This is a genomic window from Actinoplanes sp. URMC 104 (assembly GCF_051386375.1).
Taxonomy (GTDB): Bacteria; Actinomycetota; Actinomycetes; order Mycobacteriales; family Micromonosporaceae; genus Actinoplanes.
The window spans coordinates 1,916,172-1,933,674 of sequence record NZ_JBPQTO010000011.1 but is presented as its reverse complement, the minus strand read 5'-3'; the positions used below and the strand labels follow the sequence as shown (position 1 = coordinate 1,933,674).

Annotated in this window: 18 protein-coding genes; 6 read left to right on the top strand and 12 right to left on the bottom strand. The window is 72.7% G+C overall.

Going from position 1 to position 17,503, the window contains the following annotated elements; all coding sequences use genetic code 11:
• Window positions 1-27 precede the first annotated feature (27 nt).
• Together ACSNN8_RS34705 and ACSNN8_RS34700 are read left to right on the top strand one after the other, a co-directional pair.
• The gene (locus ACSNN8_RS34705) at window positions 28-744 is read left to right on the top strand and encodes a MarR family transcriptional regulator (RefSeq protein WP_436654400.1); all 717 of its coding nucleotides are present in this window, start codon (window positions 28-30) and stop codon (window positions 742-744) included.
• Window positions 741-1,133 carry a VOC family protein gene (locus ACSNN8_RS34700; protein WP_436654399.1) on the top strand — a complete coding sequence of 131 codons (393 nt, stop codon included), beginning with the start codon at window positions 741-743 and terminating at the stop codon, window positions 1,131-1,133. Before ACSNN8_RS34705 ends, ACSNN8_RS34700 begins: the two co-directional genes overlap by 4 nt.
• A 43-nt stretch (window positions 1,134-1,176) precedes the next feature.
• Here the strand turns inward: ACSNN8_RS34700 and ACSNN8_RS34695 are convergent, their stop codons facing one another.
• Window positions 1,177-1,464 carry a DUF1905 domain-containing protein gene (locus ACSNN8_RS34695; RefSeq protein WP_436654398.1) on the bottom strand — a complete coding sequence of 96 codons (288 nt, stop codon included), beginning with the start codon at window positions 1,462-1,464 and terminating at the stop codon, window positions 1,177-1,179.
• 100 nt (window positions 1,465-1,564) lie between these two features.
• On the opposite strand from ACSNN8_RS34695, the gene ACSNN8_RS34690 reads away from it, so the two are divergent.
• Entirely contained in the window at window positions 1,565-2,005 is a 441-nt protein-coding gene (locus tag ACSNN8_RS34690) for a VOC family protein (RefSeq protein WP_436654397.1), read from the top strand.
• 21 nt (window positions 2,006-2,026) lie between these two features.
• On the opposite strand, the gene ACSNN8_RS34685 is transcribed toward ACSNN8_RS34690, so the two are convergent.
• From ACSNN8_RS34685 to ACSNN8_RS34665, 5 genes are read right to left on the bottom strand one after another with little or no spacing between them, the layout of a single operon-like run.
• Window positions 2,027-2,680, bottom strand: a complete 654-nt coding sequence (locus ACSNN8_RS34685; protein ID WP_436654396.1) for a glycosyltransferase — start codon at window positions 2,678-2,680, stop codon at window positions 2,027-2,029.
• Window positions 2,677-3,285: a methyltransferase domain-containing protein gene (locus tag ACSNN8_RS34680; protein ID WP_436654395.1), complete on the bottom strand. Its 609-nt coding sequence runs from the start codon at window positions 3,283-3,285 to the stop codon at window positions 2,677-2,679. Before ACSNN8_RS34680 ends, ACSNN8_RS34685 begins: the two co-directional genes overlap by 4 nt.
• Window positions 3,282-4,004 carry a PIG-L deacetylase family protein gene (locus ACSNN8_RS34675; RefSeq protein WP_436654394.1) on the bottom strand — a complete coding sequence of 241 codons (723 nt, stop codon included), beginning with the start codon at window positions 4,002-4,004 and terminating at the stop codon, window positions 3,282-3,284. The genes ACSNN8_RS34680 and ACSNN8_RS34675 overlap by 4 nt, the downstream gene beginning before the upstream one ends.
• Window positions 3,998-4,900 carry an acyl-CoA dehydrogenase gene (locus ACSNN8_RS34670; RefSeq protein WP_436655514.1) on the bottom strand — a complete coding sequence of 301 codons (903 nt, stop codon included), beginning with the start codon at window positions 4,898-4,900 and terminating at the stop codon, window positions 3,998-4,000. The genes ACSNN8_RS34675 and ACSNN8_RS34670 overlap by 7 nt, the downstream gene beginning before the upstream one ends.
• A gap of 45 nt (window positions 4,901-4,945) precedes the next feature.
• A complete protein-coding gene (locus ACSNN8_RS34665; RefSeq protein ID WP_436654393.1) occupies window positions 4,946-5,884 on the bottom strand; it encodes an SDR family NAD(P)-dependent oxidoreductase in 939 nt (312 codons plus the stop codon).
• Between the two features lie 44 nt (window positions 5,885-5,928).
• On the opposite strand from ACSNN8_RS34665, the gene ACSNN8_RS34660 reads away from it, so the two are divergent.
• The 3 genes from ACSNN8_RS34660 to ACSNN8_RS34650 are packed head-to-tail and all read left to right on the top strand — an operon-like array spanning window position 5,929 to window position 9,817.
• Entirely contained in the window at window positions 5,929-7,113 is a 1,185-nt protein-coding gene (locus ACSNN8_RS34660; RefSeq protein ID WP_436654392.1) for a zinc-dependent alcohol dehydrogenase, read from the top strand.
• Complete coding sequence (locus tag ACSNN8_RS34655) at window positions 7,110-9,353, top strand: molybdopterin oxidoreductase family protein (RefSeq protein ID WP_436654391.1); 2,244 nt, start codon at window positions 7,110-7,112, stop codon at window positions 9,351-9,353. The genes ACSNN8_RS34660 and ACSNN8_RS34655 overlap by 4 nt, the downstream gene beginning before the upstream one ends.
• Window positions 9,354-9,358: 5 nt before the next feature.
• Complete coding sequence (locus ACSNN8_RS34650) at window positions 9,359-9,817, top strand: hypothetical protein (RefSeq protein WP_436654390.1); 459 nt, start codon at window positions 9,359-9,361, stop codon at window positions 9,815-9,817.
• On the opposite strand, the gene ACSNN8_RS34645 is transcribed toward ACSNN8_RS34650, so the two are convergent.
• The 6 genes from ACSNN8_RS34645 to ACSNN8_RS34620 form a co-directional block, all read right to left on the bottom strand.
• A complete protein-coding gene (locus ACSNN8_RS34645) occupies window positions 9,818-10,621 on the bottom strand; it encodes an SDR family NAD(P)-dependent oxidoreductase (RefSeq protein WP_436654389.1) in 804 nt (267 codons plus the stop codon).
• On the bottom strand, window positions 10,602-11,216 hold the full coding sequence (locus ACSNN8_RS34640; RefSeq protein WP_436654388.1) for a TetR/AcrR family transcriptional regulator: 615 nt from the start codon (window positions 11,214-11,216) through the stop codon (window positions 10,602-10,604). Before ACSNN8_RS34640 ends, ACSNN8_RS34645 begins: the two co-directional genes overlap by 20 nt.
• A 72-nt stretch (window positions 11,217-11,288) precedes the next feature.
• Entirely contained in the window at window positions 11,289-13,778 is a 2,490-nt protein-coding gene (locus ACSNN8_RS34635) for an FG-GAP-like repeat-containing protein (RefSeq protein ID WP_436654387.1), read from the bottom strand.
• A 107-nt stretch (window positions 13,779-13,885) separates the two neighbouring features.
• Window positions 13,886-14,617, bottom strand: coding sequence for a hypothetical protein (locus tag ACSNN8_RS34630; RefSeq protein ID WP_436654386.1), 732 nt, complete (start codon window positions 14,615-14,617; stop codon window positions 13,886-13,888).
• A gap of 898 nt (window positions 14,618-15,515) precedes the next feature.
• Window positions 15,516-16,001 carry a universal stress protein gene (locus tag ACSNN8_RS34625; protein ID WP_436654385.1) on the bottom strand — a complete coding sequence of 162 codons (486 nt, stop codon included), beginning with the start codon at window positions 15,999-16,001 and terminating at the stop codon, window positions 15,516-15,518.
• Between the two features lie 619 nt (window positions 16,002-16,620).
• Window positions 16,621-17,472 (bottom strand): alpha/beta fold hydrolase, encoded by an 852-nt coding sequence (locus tag ACSNN8_RS34620; protein WP_436654384.1) that lies wholly within the window; start codon window positions 17,470-17,472, stop codon window positions 16,621-16,623.
• Window positions 17,473-17,503 lie beyond the last annotated feature (31 nt).

Genomic DNA, 17,503 nt, shown 5'->3' with positions numbered 1-17,503 from the left:
CAAACGCGTTTGATGTAACCTGCCGGTGTGGTCACTCCGCCGGAGTTCCTGACCGCCGCCGGGCATCCGCTGCGGTGGCAGCTGCTGACCGAGCTGGCCCGCGGCGACCTGGCCGTGCGGGAGCTGACGTCGCGCGTCGGCCAGCCGCAGAACCTGGTCTCGTACCACCTCGGCAAGCTGCGCGCGGCCGCGCTGGTGGCGTCGCGGCGCAGCACCGCCGACGGGCGCGACACCTACTACTCGCTCGACCTGGGCCGCTGCGCGCGGCTGCTGGCGGGCGCGGGCGGCGCGCTGCACCCGGGTCTGCGGCTCGACCGGCCGGCCCCCGGCGGCGCGGTGACGGGCAGCGTGCTGTTCCTGTGCACGGGCAACAGCGCACGCTCGCAGATGGCCGAGGCCCTGCTGCGCCGGCACGGCGTCGACGCGTTCAGCGCGGGCAGCCGTCCCAGGGCCGTCAGTCCGCTCGCCGTCACGGTCATGGCCGCGCGGGGCATCGACCTGAGCCGGGCCCGCAGCAAGCACCTGGACGAGTTCGCGGCCCGCAGCTTCGACCGCGTGATCACCCTGTGCGACCGCGTCAAGGAGGTCTGCCCGCCGTTCCCGGGTCACCCGCGGCCGGCGCACTGGAGCCTGCCCGAGCCCGCCGACCGCCCCGCCTTCGAGCGCGTCGCCGACGAGCTCGACGAGCGGATCGCGTTCCTGCTGCACACCCTCGCCGTCCCGTCGGACAAGGAGGCACCATGACCAGCACCACCGACAGCACCGTGCACGTCCGCTACCTGGTGGACGACGTGCGGGCCGCGGTCGACTTCTACACCACCCACCTCGGCTTCACGCCGAACACGACGTACCTGCCCGCGTTCGCCGACGTGCTGCGCGGCAACCTGCGCCTGCTGCTGTCCGGCCCGGCGAGCTCGGCCGGCCGGGCGATGCCCGACGGGCGCCGCCCGCAGCCCGGCGGCTGGAACCGCATCCACCTGCTCGTCGACGACATCGACGCCGAGGTGGCCCGGCTGCGCGCCGCGGGGGTGAGCTTCCGCAGCGACGTGATCACCGGGCCGGGCGGCCGTCAGATCGTGCTGGACGACCCCGCCGGCAACCCGGTGGAGCTGTTCCAGCCGGCGGGCGGCTGAACGGCGCGGGCCTCGCTGGGTACCCGCGGGCGTGGCCTGCCGGTCAGCTGAGCCGCTCGGTCAGGTGCACGACCACCTCGTCGCCGTCGCCCTTGCCGATCGCGCGGCGGACCTCGGCCTTGACGGGGAGCTTGTGGGTCCCGTCGCCGAGCGCCATGAACGCTCCGCGGAACGGCACCCCGTCGACCGTGCCGGCCACCTTGACCAGCCCGCGCGTGCCGAACACCTCGGCCGAGCCGGGCATCTTCACGCACGTCCAGGTGTCGCCCTCCTGGGCCTTGCCGAGCACGGCCGTGAAGGTGATGTCGAGCGGTCCTGCGTGGGAGGCCATGCCGCAGCGTACGACAATGGCGGGCGCCCGCGAAGCGGCCCGCTCCGTGTCGAGAACGGGCCGGCGGCTCCGTCCCAGGAGAAACACACAGGGAGGCAGCATGGCGATCCAGCGGATGGACAACGTCCTCATCGTGGTCGAGGACCTGGACGCGGTCATCGCGTTCTTCGAGGAGCTGGGCATGGAGCTCGAGGGCCGCGGCCCGATCGAGGGGGACTGGGCGGAGCGGGTCATCGGCCTGCGCGACGTCCGGCAGGACGTCGCCATGCTGCGCGTGCCCGGCGCGCCCGGCCGCATCGAGCTGGCCCGGTTCCACCGGCCCCAGCCGATCACGCCGGATCCGGCGGACGCCCCGGCCAACACGCTGGGCATCCGCCGCGTCATGTTCGCCGTCGACGACATCGACGACACGGTCGCCCGCCTGCGCCGCCACGGCGCCGAGCTCGTCGGCGAGCTGGTGCAGTACGAGAACGTGTACCGGCTCTGCTACGTGCGCGGCCCGGAGGGCATCGTCGTCGGGCTGGCCGAGGAGATCGGCTGACCCGGCCCGGCGTCGGGGGCGTCAGGCGGCGGACAGGCCGCGCAGGTAGGACGAGAAGCCCAGCGGCGCCCGGCCGTCCGCGCGGGCGCTGGTGACCACCGGGCAGGTGGCGTCGTCGACGACCCGGCCGCCGGCGGCGCGCACCTGCGCGATCAGCCCGCGGTCCTCGTCGTGCGCGACCGGGCGGAACCCGCCGGCGGCCAGGTAGGCGGCGGCCGCGACGCCGAGGTTGGCGCCGTGCACGTGGGCGTTCGAGGCGGCGTAGCGGCTCTCGTAGAGGCCGGGCAGCGCGTCCGGCCAGCCCGCCCAGTCGTCGACGAGCACGGTGCCGGCGAGCAGGTCGGCGCCGGCCGCGGCGTGGGTCAGGTGCCACAGCAGCCACTCCGGCGGCACGCGGCTGTCGGCGTCGGTGGTGGCCAGCCAGAGCCCGTCGGGTCCGTGGCGCAGCGCGTGGTCCATGCCGGCCGCGCGGGCCCGGCCCACGTTGCGCGCGGCGATCTCGAGGACCGTCGCGCCCGCCGCGGCGGCCAGGGCGGCGGTGTCGTCGGTGCAGGCGTCCGCGACCACGACGACCTCCACCGGCACGGGCGCCTTGGCGAGCGCGAGGCTGTCCAGGCACGCCGGCAGCAGGTCCCGCTCGTTGTGGGCGGGCACGACGACCGCGATCCGGTTCATGCCAGCCCCTCCCGCTGCGCCACCGACAGGACCGGGGGTGGCGTACGGGTGAAGACCTCCAGCAGGAAGTCGGCCTCCTCGTGCCGGACCTGCCGCGCGAGGCCGGGCAGCGCCGCGATCCGCTCGTGCACGTCGTCGCCGGAGCGGGCGTGGTCGTCGACCGGATGCCGCCAGTGCACGGCCACGAGGTCTCCGCCCGGCTCGAGCGACGCGACCGCGCGGTCGAGCAGCGTGCCGAGGTCGTGGTCGTCGAAGTAGTAGCCGAGCTCGGAGAGCACGATCAGGTCGAAGGTGTCCGCGGGCCAGTCCGCGGGCATCCGCGCGACGCCGAGCGTGACGTTGGGGGATGCGGCGAGCGAGCCCGCGGCGGTGGCGACCGCGGCCGGGACGGCGTCGACCGCGAACACGTGGTCGCAGCGCTCGGCCAGACGCGCGGTGAGCAGGCCCGTGGAGCAGCCGGGCTCGAACGCCGACCGGTAGCGGCGGGCCGGCAGCGCGGCCACCGTGAGCGCGTGCTTGCGGGCGTCGTACCAGCGGCCGGCGAAGTCCCACGGGTCGCTGCTGCGGGCGTACATCTGCTCGAAGTAGCTCTGCGGGGTGGTCATCGGAACACCACCTCGAACGGGCGGGCGAAGCGGGCGAGCACGTGCGGCGGCAGGATCGCGGCGTCGGCCGGGTCGGGGCCGAGCGGGGCGATCTGGCTGGGAAAGGCGGCGACGGCCGCGTCCTTGGCCGCCCGGGCCCCGGGGGCGAGGTCGATGCGGTGCGCCCGGTGCCAGGGCACCCGGGGGTCGTCCGGCGCGGCCCAGTGCCACGTCCAGATCGGATACTCCAGCAGCACCGCGCCGGTGGCCTCGCACGCGCGGGCCGCGGCCCGGCCCACCGCCTCGTGGTCGGGGTGCCCGTCGTCGCGCCAGGTCGCCAGGCACCACCGTCCGGGGCTCAGCAGGCCGGTGAGCGCCTCGGCCAGGCCGTCCTCGTCGACCTTGCCGTCGGGCTGGCCGAGCCGGTGCACGGTCGCGTCGCCCACGCCGAGGCGGCGCAGGGCCTCCGCGGTCTCGGCGCGGCGGATCGCGGCGAGCTCGTCCGGCGTGTGCACGGTCGAGCCCGGATGCGACGCCTCGCCGTCGGTCACCGCCACCAGCTCCGCGCTGCCCAGCGTGGCGATCAGCCCGGCCACGCCGAGGATCTCGTCGTCCGGGTGCGGGGCGACGACCAGCGGGGTCCCGGCGTCGGTCAGGGGCAGCGCGGGCCATCCGGCGGGAGCGGGCCAGGCCTGCCACAGCTGCTCCGCGGTGCCGTGGCCGGCGATCGGGGTCACCACGGCGACTCCTCGGACTCGGCGACGAGCCGGCCCAGCTGCTCGAGGTCTGTCTCGGCGTGGCTCTGCCGCAGATAGACGGTGAGGTCGGCGACCCGGCGGGCGTGCGCCTCGTCGCGGCTCAGCGGGCCGGCGCCCAGCGCGCGCCCGGTCCGGTCGATCACCTCGGTGGCGGCCGCCTCGACCGTGGCGCGCACGCGCAGCGCCAGCCGGTGCCGGATCGCGTTCGGGTCGGCGTCGATGAGCGCGGCGGCCTCGTCGAGCACCGCGCGGGCCGCGCCCAGTGCCACGTCGGCCGCGCCCAGGTGGGCCAGCGCGTGCGGGCCCCTCGCCGCGGCCGCGGCGCGCAGCGTGTCGGCGATGCCGAGCGCGCCGCCGTACCAGCAGGCGGCCACGCCGATGCCGCCGTGCCAGAAGCCGGGCCGGTTCACGTACTCGCCGGGTCCGCCCACCGGCCGGGCGGGCGCGTCGGTGAAGCGCACCGTGCGGCTGTCGCTGCCCGCCATGCCGACCGCCGGCCAGGTGCCGTCGAGCGCGACGGCGTGCGGGGCGGCGTTGGCGACCGCGAACAGCCGGATGTCGTCGCCGGCCTCGGCGGTGACGAGCGCGTGGGTGCACCAGCCCGCCCCCGAGCACCACGGCCGCTCGCCGGTCAGCCGCCAGCCGTCCGCGGTCTGCACCGCGCGCACCGACCGGGGCGTCGCGGCCCAGACACCCCAGCGTTCGCCCGGTGCGCGGGGGCCGTCGTCGCCGAGCTCGGCACGGATCGCCAGCGCGTCCGCGTGCCCCTCGCCCAGCCGGGCGGCGACCGGGTCGGCGCGGCCGAGCGCGGCCAGCCCCCGGAACCGTTCGGCGGTGGCACCCTTGCCGGGCAGGGGCAGATCCGGGGCTTCGATCATGAGCACGGGCGGGCTGATACCCCGCCACGGCCGGACCAACCTGTGTTATCGACCTCTGCTCAAACTGCGGATCGCGGCGCCCGCGGCGAGCGCGACGGCCGCCGCCGCGGCGCCGACCTGCGCCCGGGTGAACCGGCCCGGGCCGCCCTCCTGCCGGGGCCGCGAGCCGAAGACGTTGCCGTCGTACGCCTCGATCGGGCGCCGGGACAGCCCGCCGCGGCGCATGAGCGGGCCCACCAGAGCGTCGTAGACGGGCGGCACGGCGTTGAAGCCGAACTCGATGAGGCGGTTGGTGGCGCCCACCGACAGGTCGCCGCGCGGCCGGTCGGCGACCCGGACGACCCGGGAGGCCACCAGCTCGGCGGAGTCGACCGGCGGCGGCGGACGGCCCACGAAGCCCGCGTAGTTGGCCGCGCTCGTGTAGATCGGCGTGTCGACGCTGCCCGGCGCGACCGTGCAGACGTGGATGTCGCGCGCGTCGCGGGTCTCCTGCTGCAGCGTGCGGGCCAGCCCGCGCATGCCCCACTTCGCGGTCACGTAAGACGACATGTACGGCACCGCCACGTGTGCGAGCAGCGAGCCGACCAGGATCAGCGTGCCGTGGCCCTGCACGCGGAACTGCCGTAGCGCCGCGCGGGCCACGTTCGCCGGCCCGAACAGGTCGGTGGTGACCGTCCGCTCGAACACCTCGCGGGGCAGGTCCTCGAACCGGCCGTACGCCATCACCGCGGCCGTGTCGACCCACACGTCGATGCGCCCGAACCGGTCGACGGCGGCCTGCGCCACGGCTTCCACGTCGTCGGCGTCGGTCACGTCGGCCGGCACCACGAGCGCGTTGCCGCCACACTCCTCGGCCACCTTGTCGAGGTCCGCCTTGCCGCGGGCGGCCAGCACCACCCGGTCGCCCCGCCCGGCGAACTGCCGGGCCGCCTGCCTGCCGATCCCACTGGACGCCCCGGTCAGCACCACCACGCGCGAAGTCATGACGGAGCTGCATACCCCCAAGTGGCAGGGGTATCCGTATCGCCATGCGTGCACTTACCTGGCAAGGCACCGGCAAGGTGTCGGTCGAGACCGTCCCCGACCCCACGATCCAAGAGCCGACCGACGCGATCGTGCGGATGACGTCCACCGCGATCTGCGGCTCGGACCTGCACCTGTACGACGTCCTGGGCATGTACCTCGACAAGGGCGACATCCTGGGCCACGAGCCGATGGGCATCGTCGAGGCGGTGGGCGCCGAGGTCACCCACATCAAGCCGGGCGACCGCGTGGTGATCCCGTTCAACATCTCCTGCGGGCACTGCTTCTTCTGCCGCAAGGGCTTCTACGCCCAGTGCGAGACGACCCAGGTCAAGGAGCAGGGCAAGGGCGCCTCGCTGTTCGGCTACACCAAGCTGTACGGCCAGGTCCCCGGCGGCCAGGCCGAGTACCTGCGCGTGCCGCAGGCGCACTTCGGCCCGATCAAGGTGCCGGACGGCCACCCGGACGAGCGCTACCTGTTCCTGTCCGACGTGCTGACGACCTCGTGGCAGGCGGCCCAGTGGGCCGACATCGAGAAGGACAGCACGGTGCTGGTCACCGGCCTCGGCCCGATCGGCCAGATGTGCGCGCGGATCGCCCGCCACCTCGGCGCGGGACGCGTCATCGCCGTCGACAACGTGCCCGAGCGCAACGCGATGGCCGAGCGGCACGGCATCGAGGTCCTGGACTTCGACAAGGTCGACGACATCGGCGCGGCCGTGCGCGACATGACCCACGGCCGTGGCGCCGACTCGGTCATCGAGGCGGTCGGCATGGAGGCGCACGGCACGCCGTTCCAGTCCGCCGCCATGAAGGCCGCCGGCCTGCTGCCCGACCCGATCGCGCGCAAGGCCACCGAGACGTTCGGCGTCGACCGGATGGCCGCGCTGCGCACCGCGTTCGACTCGGTGCGCCGGGCCGGCACCATCTCGATCATCGGCGTGTACGGCGGCGAGGCCGACCCGTTCCCGATGATGGACCTGTTCGACAAGGGCGTGACGATGCGCATGGGCCAGGCCCACGTCAAGCACTGGGTCGACGACATCATGCCGCTGCTCACCGGCGACGACGACCCGCTGGGCGTCGACGACCTGGTCACCCACCGGGTGCCGCTCGAGCAGGCCCCGCAGGCCTACGACATGTTCAAGAAGAAGGAGGACGGCTGCATCAAGGTGGTCCTCAAGCCGTGACGACGGGCGACCCCTGGGGCGTACGGACCCCGTACGCCCCGGGCTCCTCCTGGCCCGAGCGCGTCGACCAGCACACCGTGGCCGAGCCGCAGCGCTGGGTCCGGTCGGCGTCGCTGCTGCACTCCAACGGCGACGGCATCGACATCGGCGTGCGTGACGGCCGGATCGTCGGCGTGCGCGGCCGGGCCGCCGACCGGGTCAACCGCGGTCGCCTCGACCCCAAGGACGTGTACGGCTGGCAGGCGAACGGCAGCCCCGACCGGCTCACCCGCCCGCTCGTGCGCCGCGACGGCCGCCTGGTCGAGACCAGCTGGGACGACGCGATGGGCCGCGTCGTCGCCCGCTCGCAGCAGCTCGCGGCCGAGCCGGGCGGCTGGGGCCGGTTCGGGTTCTACACCAGCGGGCAGCTGTTCCTCGAGGAGTACTACACGCTCGCCGTGATCGGGAAGGCCGGGCTGGGCACGCCGCACATGGACGGCAACACCCGGCTGTGCACGGCCACCTCGGCGGCGGCGCTCAAGGCCAGCTTCGGCACCGACGGGCAGCCCGGCTCGTACGCCGACGTCGACCACTGCGACGCGATCGCGTTGTGGGGGCACAACGTCGCCGAGACCCAGGCCGTGCTCTGGATGCGGATGCTCGACCGGCGCCGCGGCGCGAACCCGCCCGCGATGCTCGCCGTCGACCCGCGGCAGACCCCCGTCGCGCGCGAGGCCGACGTGCACCTGCCGATCCGGCCCGGCACCAACCTCGCGCTGATGAACGGCCTGCTGCGGCTGATCCTGCGCAACGGCTGGGCCGACCGCGACTGGCTGGAGGCGCACACCCTGGGCCTCGAGGACCTCGAAAAGGTCGTGGACGCGTACGGCCTGGAACGGGTCTGCGAGATCTGCGACCTCGAGCCGGCCGACGTCGAGCGCGCCGCGGAGCTGCTCGGCACGGCCGAGCGACTGCTGTCCACTGTGCTCCAGGGCTTCTACCAGTCGCATCAGGGCACCGCGGCGGCGGTCGCGGTGAACAACCTGCACCTGCTGCGCGGCATGATCGGCCGACCGGGCGCCGGCGTGCTGCAGATGAACGGCCAGCCCACCGCCCAGAACACCCGCGAGACGGGCGCCGACGGCGACCTGCCGGGCTTTCGCAACTGGGCCAACCCGGAGCACATCCGCGAGCTCGCGGATCTGTGGAAGGTGGACACAGCCACGATCCCGCACTGGGCGCCGCCCACCCACGCCATGCAGATCTGGCGGTACGCCGAGCAGGGCTCGATCAAGCTGCTCTGGATCAGCGGCACGAACCCGGCGGTCTCGCTGCCCGACCTCGCCCGGGTGCGCCGCATCCTCGCCTCGCCCGAGCTGTTCGTCGTGGTGCAGGACATCTTCCGCACCGAGACCACCGAGTACGCCGACGTGGTGCTGCCCGCGGCCACATGGGGCGAGAAGACCGGCACGTTCACCAACGCCGACCGCACCGTGCACCTGTCGGAAAAGGCGGTCGAGCCGCCCGGCGAGGCCCGCGCCGACCTCGACATCTTCCTCGACTACGCGGCGCGGATGGACTTCCGCGACCGCGACGGCGAGCCGCTGATCGGGTGGTCCGACGCGGAGTCGGCGTACGCGGCCTGGCAGCGCTGCTCGGCCGGGCGGCCCTGCGACTACACCGCCATCACGTACGACAGGCTGCGCGGCGGCTCCGGGATCCAGTGGGGCGGCGAGCGGCTCTACCCCGACGGCGTGTTCAACACCGACTCCGGCTACTGCGAGACGTACGGCCAGGATCTGAGCACCGGCGCGGAGTTCCCCGCCGAGCGGCACCGGGCGAAGCGGCCCGACGGGCGGGCGTTCCTGCCCACCGCCGACTACCGGCCCGCTCCCGAGGCGCCGGGCGAGGAGTTCCCGCTGCGCCTGGTCACCGGCCGTACGGTCTGGCAGTTCCACACCCGCACCAAGACCGGCCGCGTGCCGGAGCTGAACGCGGCCGCCCCGTCCGTCTGGGTCGAGCTGCACGAGTCGGACGCGGCGGCCCTCGGCGTCGGCGACGGCGAGGTGGTGCGCATCGAGTCGCCGCGCGGGGCGATCGAGGCGCCGGCGCGGCTGTGCGGGATCCGGCCGGGGACGGTGTTCGTGCCGTTCCACTACGCGGACGAGGCGGCCAACGAGCTCACCCGCACCGCGTGGGATCCGGTGTCCAAGCAACCGATGTTCAAGCTGGCCGCGGTCCGCGTCCGCAAGATGGGGTGAGAACGATGCAACTGGCGCACTATCTCGGGTTGCTGCACCGGGCGCAGGACACGCTGGCCGACGCGCTGCTGGAGGTCGGCAACGCGCATGCGGACGAGGCCGACATCGCGCAGCTGTGCGAGCAGCAGGCCGAACTGTGCCGGGCCCGCGCTGCGGCGCTCAAGCCGTTCGCGGACCGCTACTCCGAGGAGGCCCCGGACGAACCGGAACGGCTGCACTCGCAGCTGTTCCGCGGCACCCGCAACGGGGGCCTCGCGGTGCTGCGGGACCTGCAGGACCTCTATCTGATGGCCGCGGAGTGCGACCTCTGCTGGACGCTTGTCGGGCAGGCCGCGCAGGGGCTGCGCGACCGGGAGCTCGCCGAGGTGGTCGAGCAGGGCGAGGCCGAGACCGCGATCCAGCTGCTGTGGCTGCGGGGCCGCATGAAGCAGGCGGCCCCGCAGGCCCTGGTCGTGGCCGGCTGACTACTCGTCGCCCGAGCCCGGCTCGGCCATCTTGCGGTGCATCTCGGCCTTCGCCCGGTCCGGCATCACCTTGGAGACCGCGCCCTGCACCTTGGTCTTCACCGAGCCGGCGACGACCTTCTCCTTGTCCTTCTGCAGCGCCTCGAAGCCCTGCTCGGCGACCACCGCGGGGTCGTCCTTCTTGCTCGAGCCGACCTTGGTGTCGTCCATCTCGGCGCGGTGGAAGAAGTTCGTGTCGGTCGGACCGGGCATCAGCGAGGTCACGCTCACGCCGGTGTCCTTGAGCTCGGCGCGCAGCGACTCGGCGAACGACTGCACGAACGACTTCGACGCGTTGTAGACCGCCTGGTAGGTGCCCGGCATCATCGACGCGATCGACGAGGTGAACAGCACCTGACCCTGGCCGCGCGCCACCATGTCGGGCAGCACCCGCTTGGCCAGGTGCACGGTCGAGGTCACGTTGACGTCGATGACGTTCAGCTCGTCCTTGAGCTCGGTCTGGGTGGCGAAGTCGCCGCCGATGCCGCGGCCGGCGTTGAGCGCGATGGCGTCCACCGGGCGGCCGGTCTCGAGGATCGCGGCGTACAGCTGCTCGACACCCTCGTACGTGGCCAGGTCGGCCTGGACCGCGGTCACCTGGTTCTGCCCGTCGTGGCGCAGGTTGACGGCGGCCTGCGAGATCTCCGCGTCCTCGGCGCAGATCAGCAGGTCGTAGCCGTGCTCGGCGAACTGCCTCGCCAGCTCGTAGCCGATGCCGCTCGAGGCGCCCGTGACCACAGCGAATTCATTCGTCGACGTTGTCATGACCACCGGGATGCCCCTGGCGGGGGTGATTAACCACGGTGTTCAGCAGGAAGTCCACCAGCCGGTGCGCCTGGTCGGAGCGGGCCGGCGCGGTGGTCAGCGCGTGCATCATCGCGCCGCCCGCGAGGGTCTCCAGCAGCAGCCTGACCGACGTGGCCGGGGGCAGCTCGCCGCGGTCCATGCCCCGGCGGACGATCGCGCGGGCGGCCCGCATCTGCGCCCGGCGGGTCGTCTCGTACTGCCCGGCGATGCCCGGGATCGCGCGTCCCTCGAGCAGCAGCCGCATCGCCGCGCGGCCGGCCGGCCCGGCGTAGACGTCGAGGATCTGCCTCGCCAGCTCAACCAGGTCGCCGTGCAGGGTGCCGGTGTCGACGTCGGCGACGTGCGGCAGGTTCGCCGTCAGCGCGTCGGTCAGCAACGTCTCCTTGTCGCGGTAGCGCAGATACAGCGACGCCTTGCCGACCGCGGCGCGTTTCGCGACGGCCTCCATCGCGAACCCGGCCCAGCCCGCGTCGCCGAACAGATCGAGGGCGGCGCGCAGGACCCGCCGGTCGACCCCGGGGTCGCGCGGCCGGCCCGGCGACGTCGTGCTCACCGCCGCATCGTAGACCGCCAGGGAAAAGGCCCCTCCCGCCTCGCGGCGGAAGGGGCCCGGGTCGTCCCGTGCTCAGAAGATCAGGTTGAAGCTGTTCCAGCCCACGCCGATCTCGTTCGGGTCGCTGCCGTTGAGCCAGCTGCCCTTGCCGTTGCCGCGGTAGAGCCTGAGCTCGCCGCTGGTGTGGCGGGCGATCACGTCGGTGAAGCCGTCGCCGGTGAAGTCGCCGGGGGAGAGGACCGCGGTGAAGCTGTTCCAGCCGGTGCCGATCGTCGTGGGCGTCGAGGACAGCCAGCCGCCCTTGCCGTTGCCGCGGTAGAGCTTGAGCTCGCCCGCCGCGTTGCGGCCGATCACGTCGGCGAAGCCGTCCCCGGTGAAGTCACCCGGCGAGAAGATCAGGTTGAACTGGTTCCACCCCGTCCCGACCGTGATGTTGCTGGACGGGTCGATCCACGAGCCCTTGCCGTTGCCGCGGTAGAGCTTGAGCTCGCCGGCGGTGTTGCGCGCGATGACGTCGGTGAACCCGTCACCGTTGAAGTCGCCCGGCGAGAAGATCGACGTGAACGAGCCCCAGCCGGTGCCGATCACGGTCGGCGTGGAGGAGATCCAGCCGCCGTTGCCGTTGCTGCGGTACAACCGGATCTCGCCGGCGGCGTTGCGCCCGGCCACGTCGAGGCGGCCGTCGCCGGTGAAGTCGCCCACCGGGAAGATGTGGTTGAACTGGTCCCAGCCGGTGCCGACCTTGATGTTGCTGGAGCCGTCGATCCAGTAGCCCTTGCCGTTGCCGCGGTAGAGCAGCAGGTCACCGGCCGGGTTGCGGGCGATCACGTCGGCGTTGCCGTCGCTGTTGAAGTCGTTGCGCCAGTCGTCCAGCGGGTAGTCGGCCGGCTCGGTGCCCGGGTCGGTGACCTCGACCGGCTCGTCGGTGATCGTCAGGTCGTCGATGAGGCCGCGGAAGCCGCCCGCGTTCTTCGGCTGGTCGTAGCCGACGCTGACCGTGGTGACCTGCTTGTCGGCCAACGAGCCGAGCGGCACGACGACCTGGTTCCACTTGTCGGCGACCAGCTTGCTGCACTGCTGCGCCGGGTGCACGCGGGTGCCGCTCTGGTCGTTCAGGCCGGAGTCGCGCAGGGTGGTGCCGTCGCTGAACGTCAGGTCGATCGAGACGCAGGTGCTGTTGCGGGTCTTGACCTCCGACCGCGCGGCCGTGCTCTGCGGATAGATCCAGTACGACAGCTTGGTGGCCGGCTTCACCGTGATCCGGCTCAGCGCCATCGACTTGAGGTACGCGTACGAGGAGATGGTGTTGACGTCGGTGCCCGAGTAGACCAGCACCTTGGTCCCGCTGTGCGCGCTGCCGGTGCCGACGGCCGTGGCCGGGCTCGTCACGTTGACGACGCTGCCGTTGACCGGGGTGGTCCAGGTCGGCTGCACGTCGGCGGACTCGAAGCCGGTGGTCAGGTCGAGGTCGTACTGCCCGATGCGCAGGAAGTCGTCGAGCTGCGTCGGCGTGCCGGCCAGCGCCCGGGTGACGTGGTGCACCAGGTTGAGGTCGCCGGCGGTGGTGGCGGCGGCCTTGATCTGGTTGGCCAGCGCGCGGTCGGCGGCGTACTTGCGGTCCAGCGCGATCTGGATGTCGCGGTCCTTCGCGGCGTGGATGCCGGTGTCGATGAACGCCTTCCACACCGCCGGGTCCGAGCTGCGGATGGTGGCGACCGCGGCGGCCTGCACCTCGCTGCCGTCCTCGCTGTTGTTCCAGATCTCGATGATGAAATCGCGGTCCGGCAGCGTCAGCAGCGTGTCGGTGACGGCCAGGCCGATCCGGTTGGCCGCGGACTTCTTGGCCGCGCGGGCCCGCTCGGCGGCCTTCTCGGCCTCGGTCTTCGCGTCGTCGGCCGCGATCCGGTCGTCCACGTCCTGCCGCGCGGCGGCGGCCATCCCGGCCGCGATGAACTCCTGCCGGTCCTCGGCGCTGCCGTCGCGGGCGGCGCGCGCGGCCGCCTTCACCTTGGGCCACTTGGCGTCGTCGGCGACCCGCTCCCAGATCAGGCGCACGAAGTCGGCGTCCGTGCCGTCCAGCAGGGCGGCGTCGGCCACGACGTCGATGCTGGCCGCGGCCGCCGTACGGGCGAGGTCGCTGGCGCGCTTGGCGTCGGCCTCGACCTTCTCGCGCGCCACGTCCCGGTCGAACGCGGCGAACACGCCGGTGACGATGAAGTCGTAGCAGGCCTGGTCGACCTGCTCCGACTCCGCGGAGAACGCGGCCTCGGCGGCGAGCCGCACCTCGGCGTGGTCGGGGTCGTCCTTGACGTGGTTCCAGATCGCCACCACGAAGTCGCGGTCGGCCATGCCGAGCAGGTCGTTGTCGTCACCGAGGCCGAACTTCGTCGCCGCGGCGAGCTTCTGGTCGTAGTCCGCCAGCGAGGCGGGCGCCGCGGCCAGCGCGGCCGCCGGCTGCGGCACGGCCTGAGCCGTACCCGGCGCCGCAGCGACCAGCGTGGTCGCGGCAAGCCCGGCGCCGAGCAGGCCCCGGAGCAGCAGGGATCGGTTTGTGGGCAGCATGGAGTCGGTGTTCCCCCGTGGTAGTCCGCATCGGAAAAGGCCGATCGCCCCGAGCCCATCGCCTCGAAGCCGATCGATCCGCCGGAAGCGTAGCGGATCGACTACGGTCACGGTGTCCCGAAACCCCACCGCCCCGCCACCGCCCCCGCTGCCGCCTCCGCCGCCGCGTCCGTCGTCGCTGTCACCGCCACCGTCGCTGCCACCGCTGTCTCCTCCGCCACCGCCGCTGTCTCCTCCGCCACCGTCGCCGCCGCGTCCGTCGTCGCTGCCACCGCCACCGTCGCTGCCACCGCCGCCTTCGTCGTCGCGGCCACCGTCGCTGCCACCGCCGCCTTCGTCGTCGCCTCCGCCGCTACGTCCTCCGCCGCCGCGACCGTCGCCTCCGCCGCCGCTGTCGGGAAAGCGCCTTCCGCCCGGCGCATTGTCGGCGCGACCGCCGAGTCGCCGGGCTTCGCCGACAAGCTCACTTGCCGGGCCGCCGAACCCCGCTCGGCGATACGGTGTCGCACACACTCGGAAATCGTCCCGTCGCGACGCTTTCCCGATCGCGATGGTGGACTCTCCAACCGTTCGGCGTCGAGGTGCAGTACGCTCGCTCGACCAGCCGAATTGCGGCGAAAAAGTATTGCTTTGTGAGGCCGCTGTGCCGACGTGGACACCGCCGTTTCTTGCGCTTCGACCATGCCGACGCCGGCCCAATCGTAAAAGGTTCTGGATGGGAACGTGGCGCCATAAATCGTGCTGAATGACGTCGTCCGCCAGTTCGTTCCAGCGCGTATGCTGTCGATTACCGGCTCGGCGCTCCACGCCCAGACAACCTGGTCCGGCGAGGTCAGCATCGCTCCTGCCGGTCGACGTCGGCTGTGCCCGGCGGATGGTCGTCGGCCCGATCGTGCCTCGGCCTAATTTGTCTCGGTGGGAAGTTCTGGCCGGGGCTGTCTGGGTGCGGTGTGCCGTGGACGGTGAGGTCTGGGTGCGGTGTGCCTTGGCCGGTGCTGCCTCGGTCGGCTGCGTCTTGGCCGGTGCTGTCTCGGCCAGTCGTGTTCCGGTCGGCTGCGATGCGATCGGCTCTTGTTCGGCCGGTCGTAGCTCACTCGCCCCGGATGCGAATGAGGTCGGAGCCGGTTCAGCGACTCGGCCTGCTGTCGTGCTCGGCGTGGCAGCCTGCACCGGAGGCTCGACAAACGCGGCGGCCGTCGATCCGATGCCGGCTTGAGCGTCTCGCCGATACCCGAGAGTGCCGCCCGCAGGGGACTCCGCGCCGCCCGCGGCGGGGCTGCGCCGACCATGGATCAAAAACCCGTTCCTCTCCACGAGAACGCCCTCGTGGATCAGGCGCAGCCGCTCCTCGTGGCGTCGCCGCTTGCCCCAGGCGCGACGAACCTCGTGGCCGCGCCTGAATACGTCACGCTCGGCGGAGAAACGGCGGCCTCTGCTCCGGTCGCGCATGGCGGCCATTTCCGTCCTGCCGAACAACTGCAACTGGGCCATGCTCAATTATGGCGAACAGGAAGGAGCCGCCGTCAGTATTCGATCATGCCAATAATGGCAATTCGGGGCCGGCGTCAGCCATTCTCAGGTGGAACAATGTGCGTGTCGCTGATGCCGGAGACGCGTCGCTATGGGCGATCCGCTGGGACGTCGAGGGCACAGCTGCCGGGCAGCTCTCGACTCGGCCGGGAAGGGCCGCGTCGGAGGGAACGCCGCGCTCGCGGTGAGCACGGCGACCGCGGGCGGTTACGGGACGACGGTTACCGGCCAGTGGCCGCAGCGGGTGAGCTTGGCGCCGACGGAGCCGGCGACGCGGTGCAGGATCTTGGTGGAGCGGCCGACGATGACGGCGTCGGCGTGCACGGCGCGGGCGATGTCGAGCAGTTCGGTGTACGGGTCGCCCTGGCGCACCACCAGGCGGGCGTCGATGCCCATCTCGGGCACCCGTTCGGCGAAGCTCGCCCGCAGCTCACGCTCGACCGCGTCCTGGGTGTCGAGCACGGTTGCCACGGCGCTGCCGCCGGTGTCGGCCAGCGGCAGCAGCGCCGGGGGTGGGGTGCGGACGTAGACGACGATCAGGCGGCTGCGCTGACGGCGGGCCATGCCGGCGGCGTACGCGGCCGCGCGCAGCGACGACGTGGAGCCGTCGATGCCGACGACGATCGCGCCGGGGCCGTCGCCGCGGACCTCGCACGGGTCGGCCTCGATGCGCGGCTGCAGTTCGTCGCTCATGTCGGCCTCGCTCGCTGACGTGTCCGCTCTGTCTTCATCGGACTTTATCGCGACGGTAACCGTTCAGCAATGAAGAGATTTCCCATTGCGCAAAATTCCGTGGAGGGCGGGAGGCAGGAGGGCGGGAGGCAGGAGGGGGAGGCGGGACGGGGCGGGAAGGCGGGAGGCAGGAGGGCAGCAGGCAGGAGGTAGGAGGCAGGAGCGCGGCAGGCAGGAGGCAGAAGGCAGAAGGGCGCGAGTCAGGCGGGGGGAGGCAGGAGGGGTGCAGGAGGTAGAGGCAGGAGGCAGAAGGCAAGAGGGCAGGAGGCAAAAGGCAAGAGGGCAGGAGGCAGGAGGTAGGAGGCAGGACGGCGGGAGGCAGGACGGCGGGAGGCAGGAGGCGCGAGGGCAGCAGGCAGGACGGCGGGAGGCACGAGGCGCGAGGGCAGCAGGCAGGACGGCGGGAGGCACGAGGCGCGAGGGCAGCAGGCAGGAGGCAGAAGGCAAGAGGGGAGGAGGCAGCAGGGGGAGGGTAGAGCGGCAGGAGGGGGAGGGTAGAGCGGCAGGAGGGGGAGGGTAGAGCGGCAGGAGGGGGCGGGGAGGGCGGCGAGGGCGCCGAGCGTGGCGCGCAGGGCGAGAGTCAGCGGTTGAGGAACTGGCGGATCAGGGCGGCCACCTCGTCGACGGCCGTTTCGAGCAGGAAGTGGCCGCCCGGCAGGAGGTGGATCTCGGCGTCCGGCAGGTCCTCGGCGAACGCGCGGGCGCCGGCCGGGCCGAAGATTTCGTCGCCCTGGCCCCAGACGGCGAGCAGCGGCGGCTGGTGCTTGCGGAAGTATTCGTGCACACGCGGATACAGCGGCGAGTTGGTGGCGTAATCGGAGAACAGGTCGAGCTGAACGGCGTCGTTGCCGGGCCGGGACACCAAGGTGAAGTCGTGCCACCAGACGGTCGGGTCGATCAGCGTCTCGTCCGGCACGCCGGTCACGTACTGCCACCGGATCGCCTCCAGCGTGAGCGCCTGCCGCATCGCCGCCTCCGTGGCCGCGTTGCGCTCGCGTTGGTAGGCCCACACCTCCGCCCAGAACTCAGGGACGAAACCGGCGTCGTACGCGTTGCCGTTCTGCGAGACGATGCCGGTGATCGCGGCCGGGTCCTGCAGTGCCAGCCGCCAGCCGATCGGGGCGCCGTAGTCCTGCACGTAGATCGCGTAGCGCTCGACCCCGAGCTGCTCCAGCAGCGCCGCGGTCAGGCCGGCGAGCGCGTCGAACGTGTAGGCGAACTCGTCGGCGGGCGGGGCGTCGGACAGCCCGAAGCCCAGATGGTCCGGCGCGATGACGTGGAAGTCGCCGGCGAGCCGCGGGATCAGCTCGCGGAACATGAACGAGCTGGTCGGATAGCCGTGCAGCAGGACGATCGCGGGCTTCGCCGGGTCGCCGGCCTCGCGGTAGAAGATCCGATGCCCGGCCACGGTCGCGTACCGATGATGCACCACGGGACTAACCTCCTTGCGGACGGATGATGGT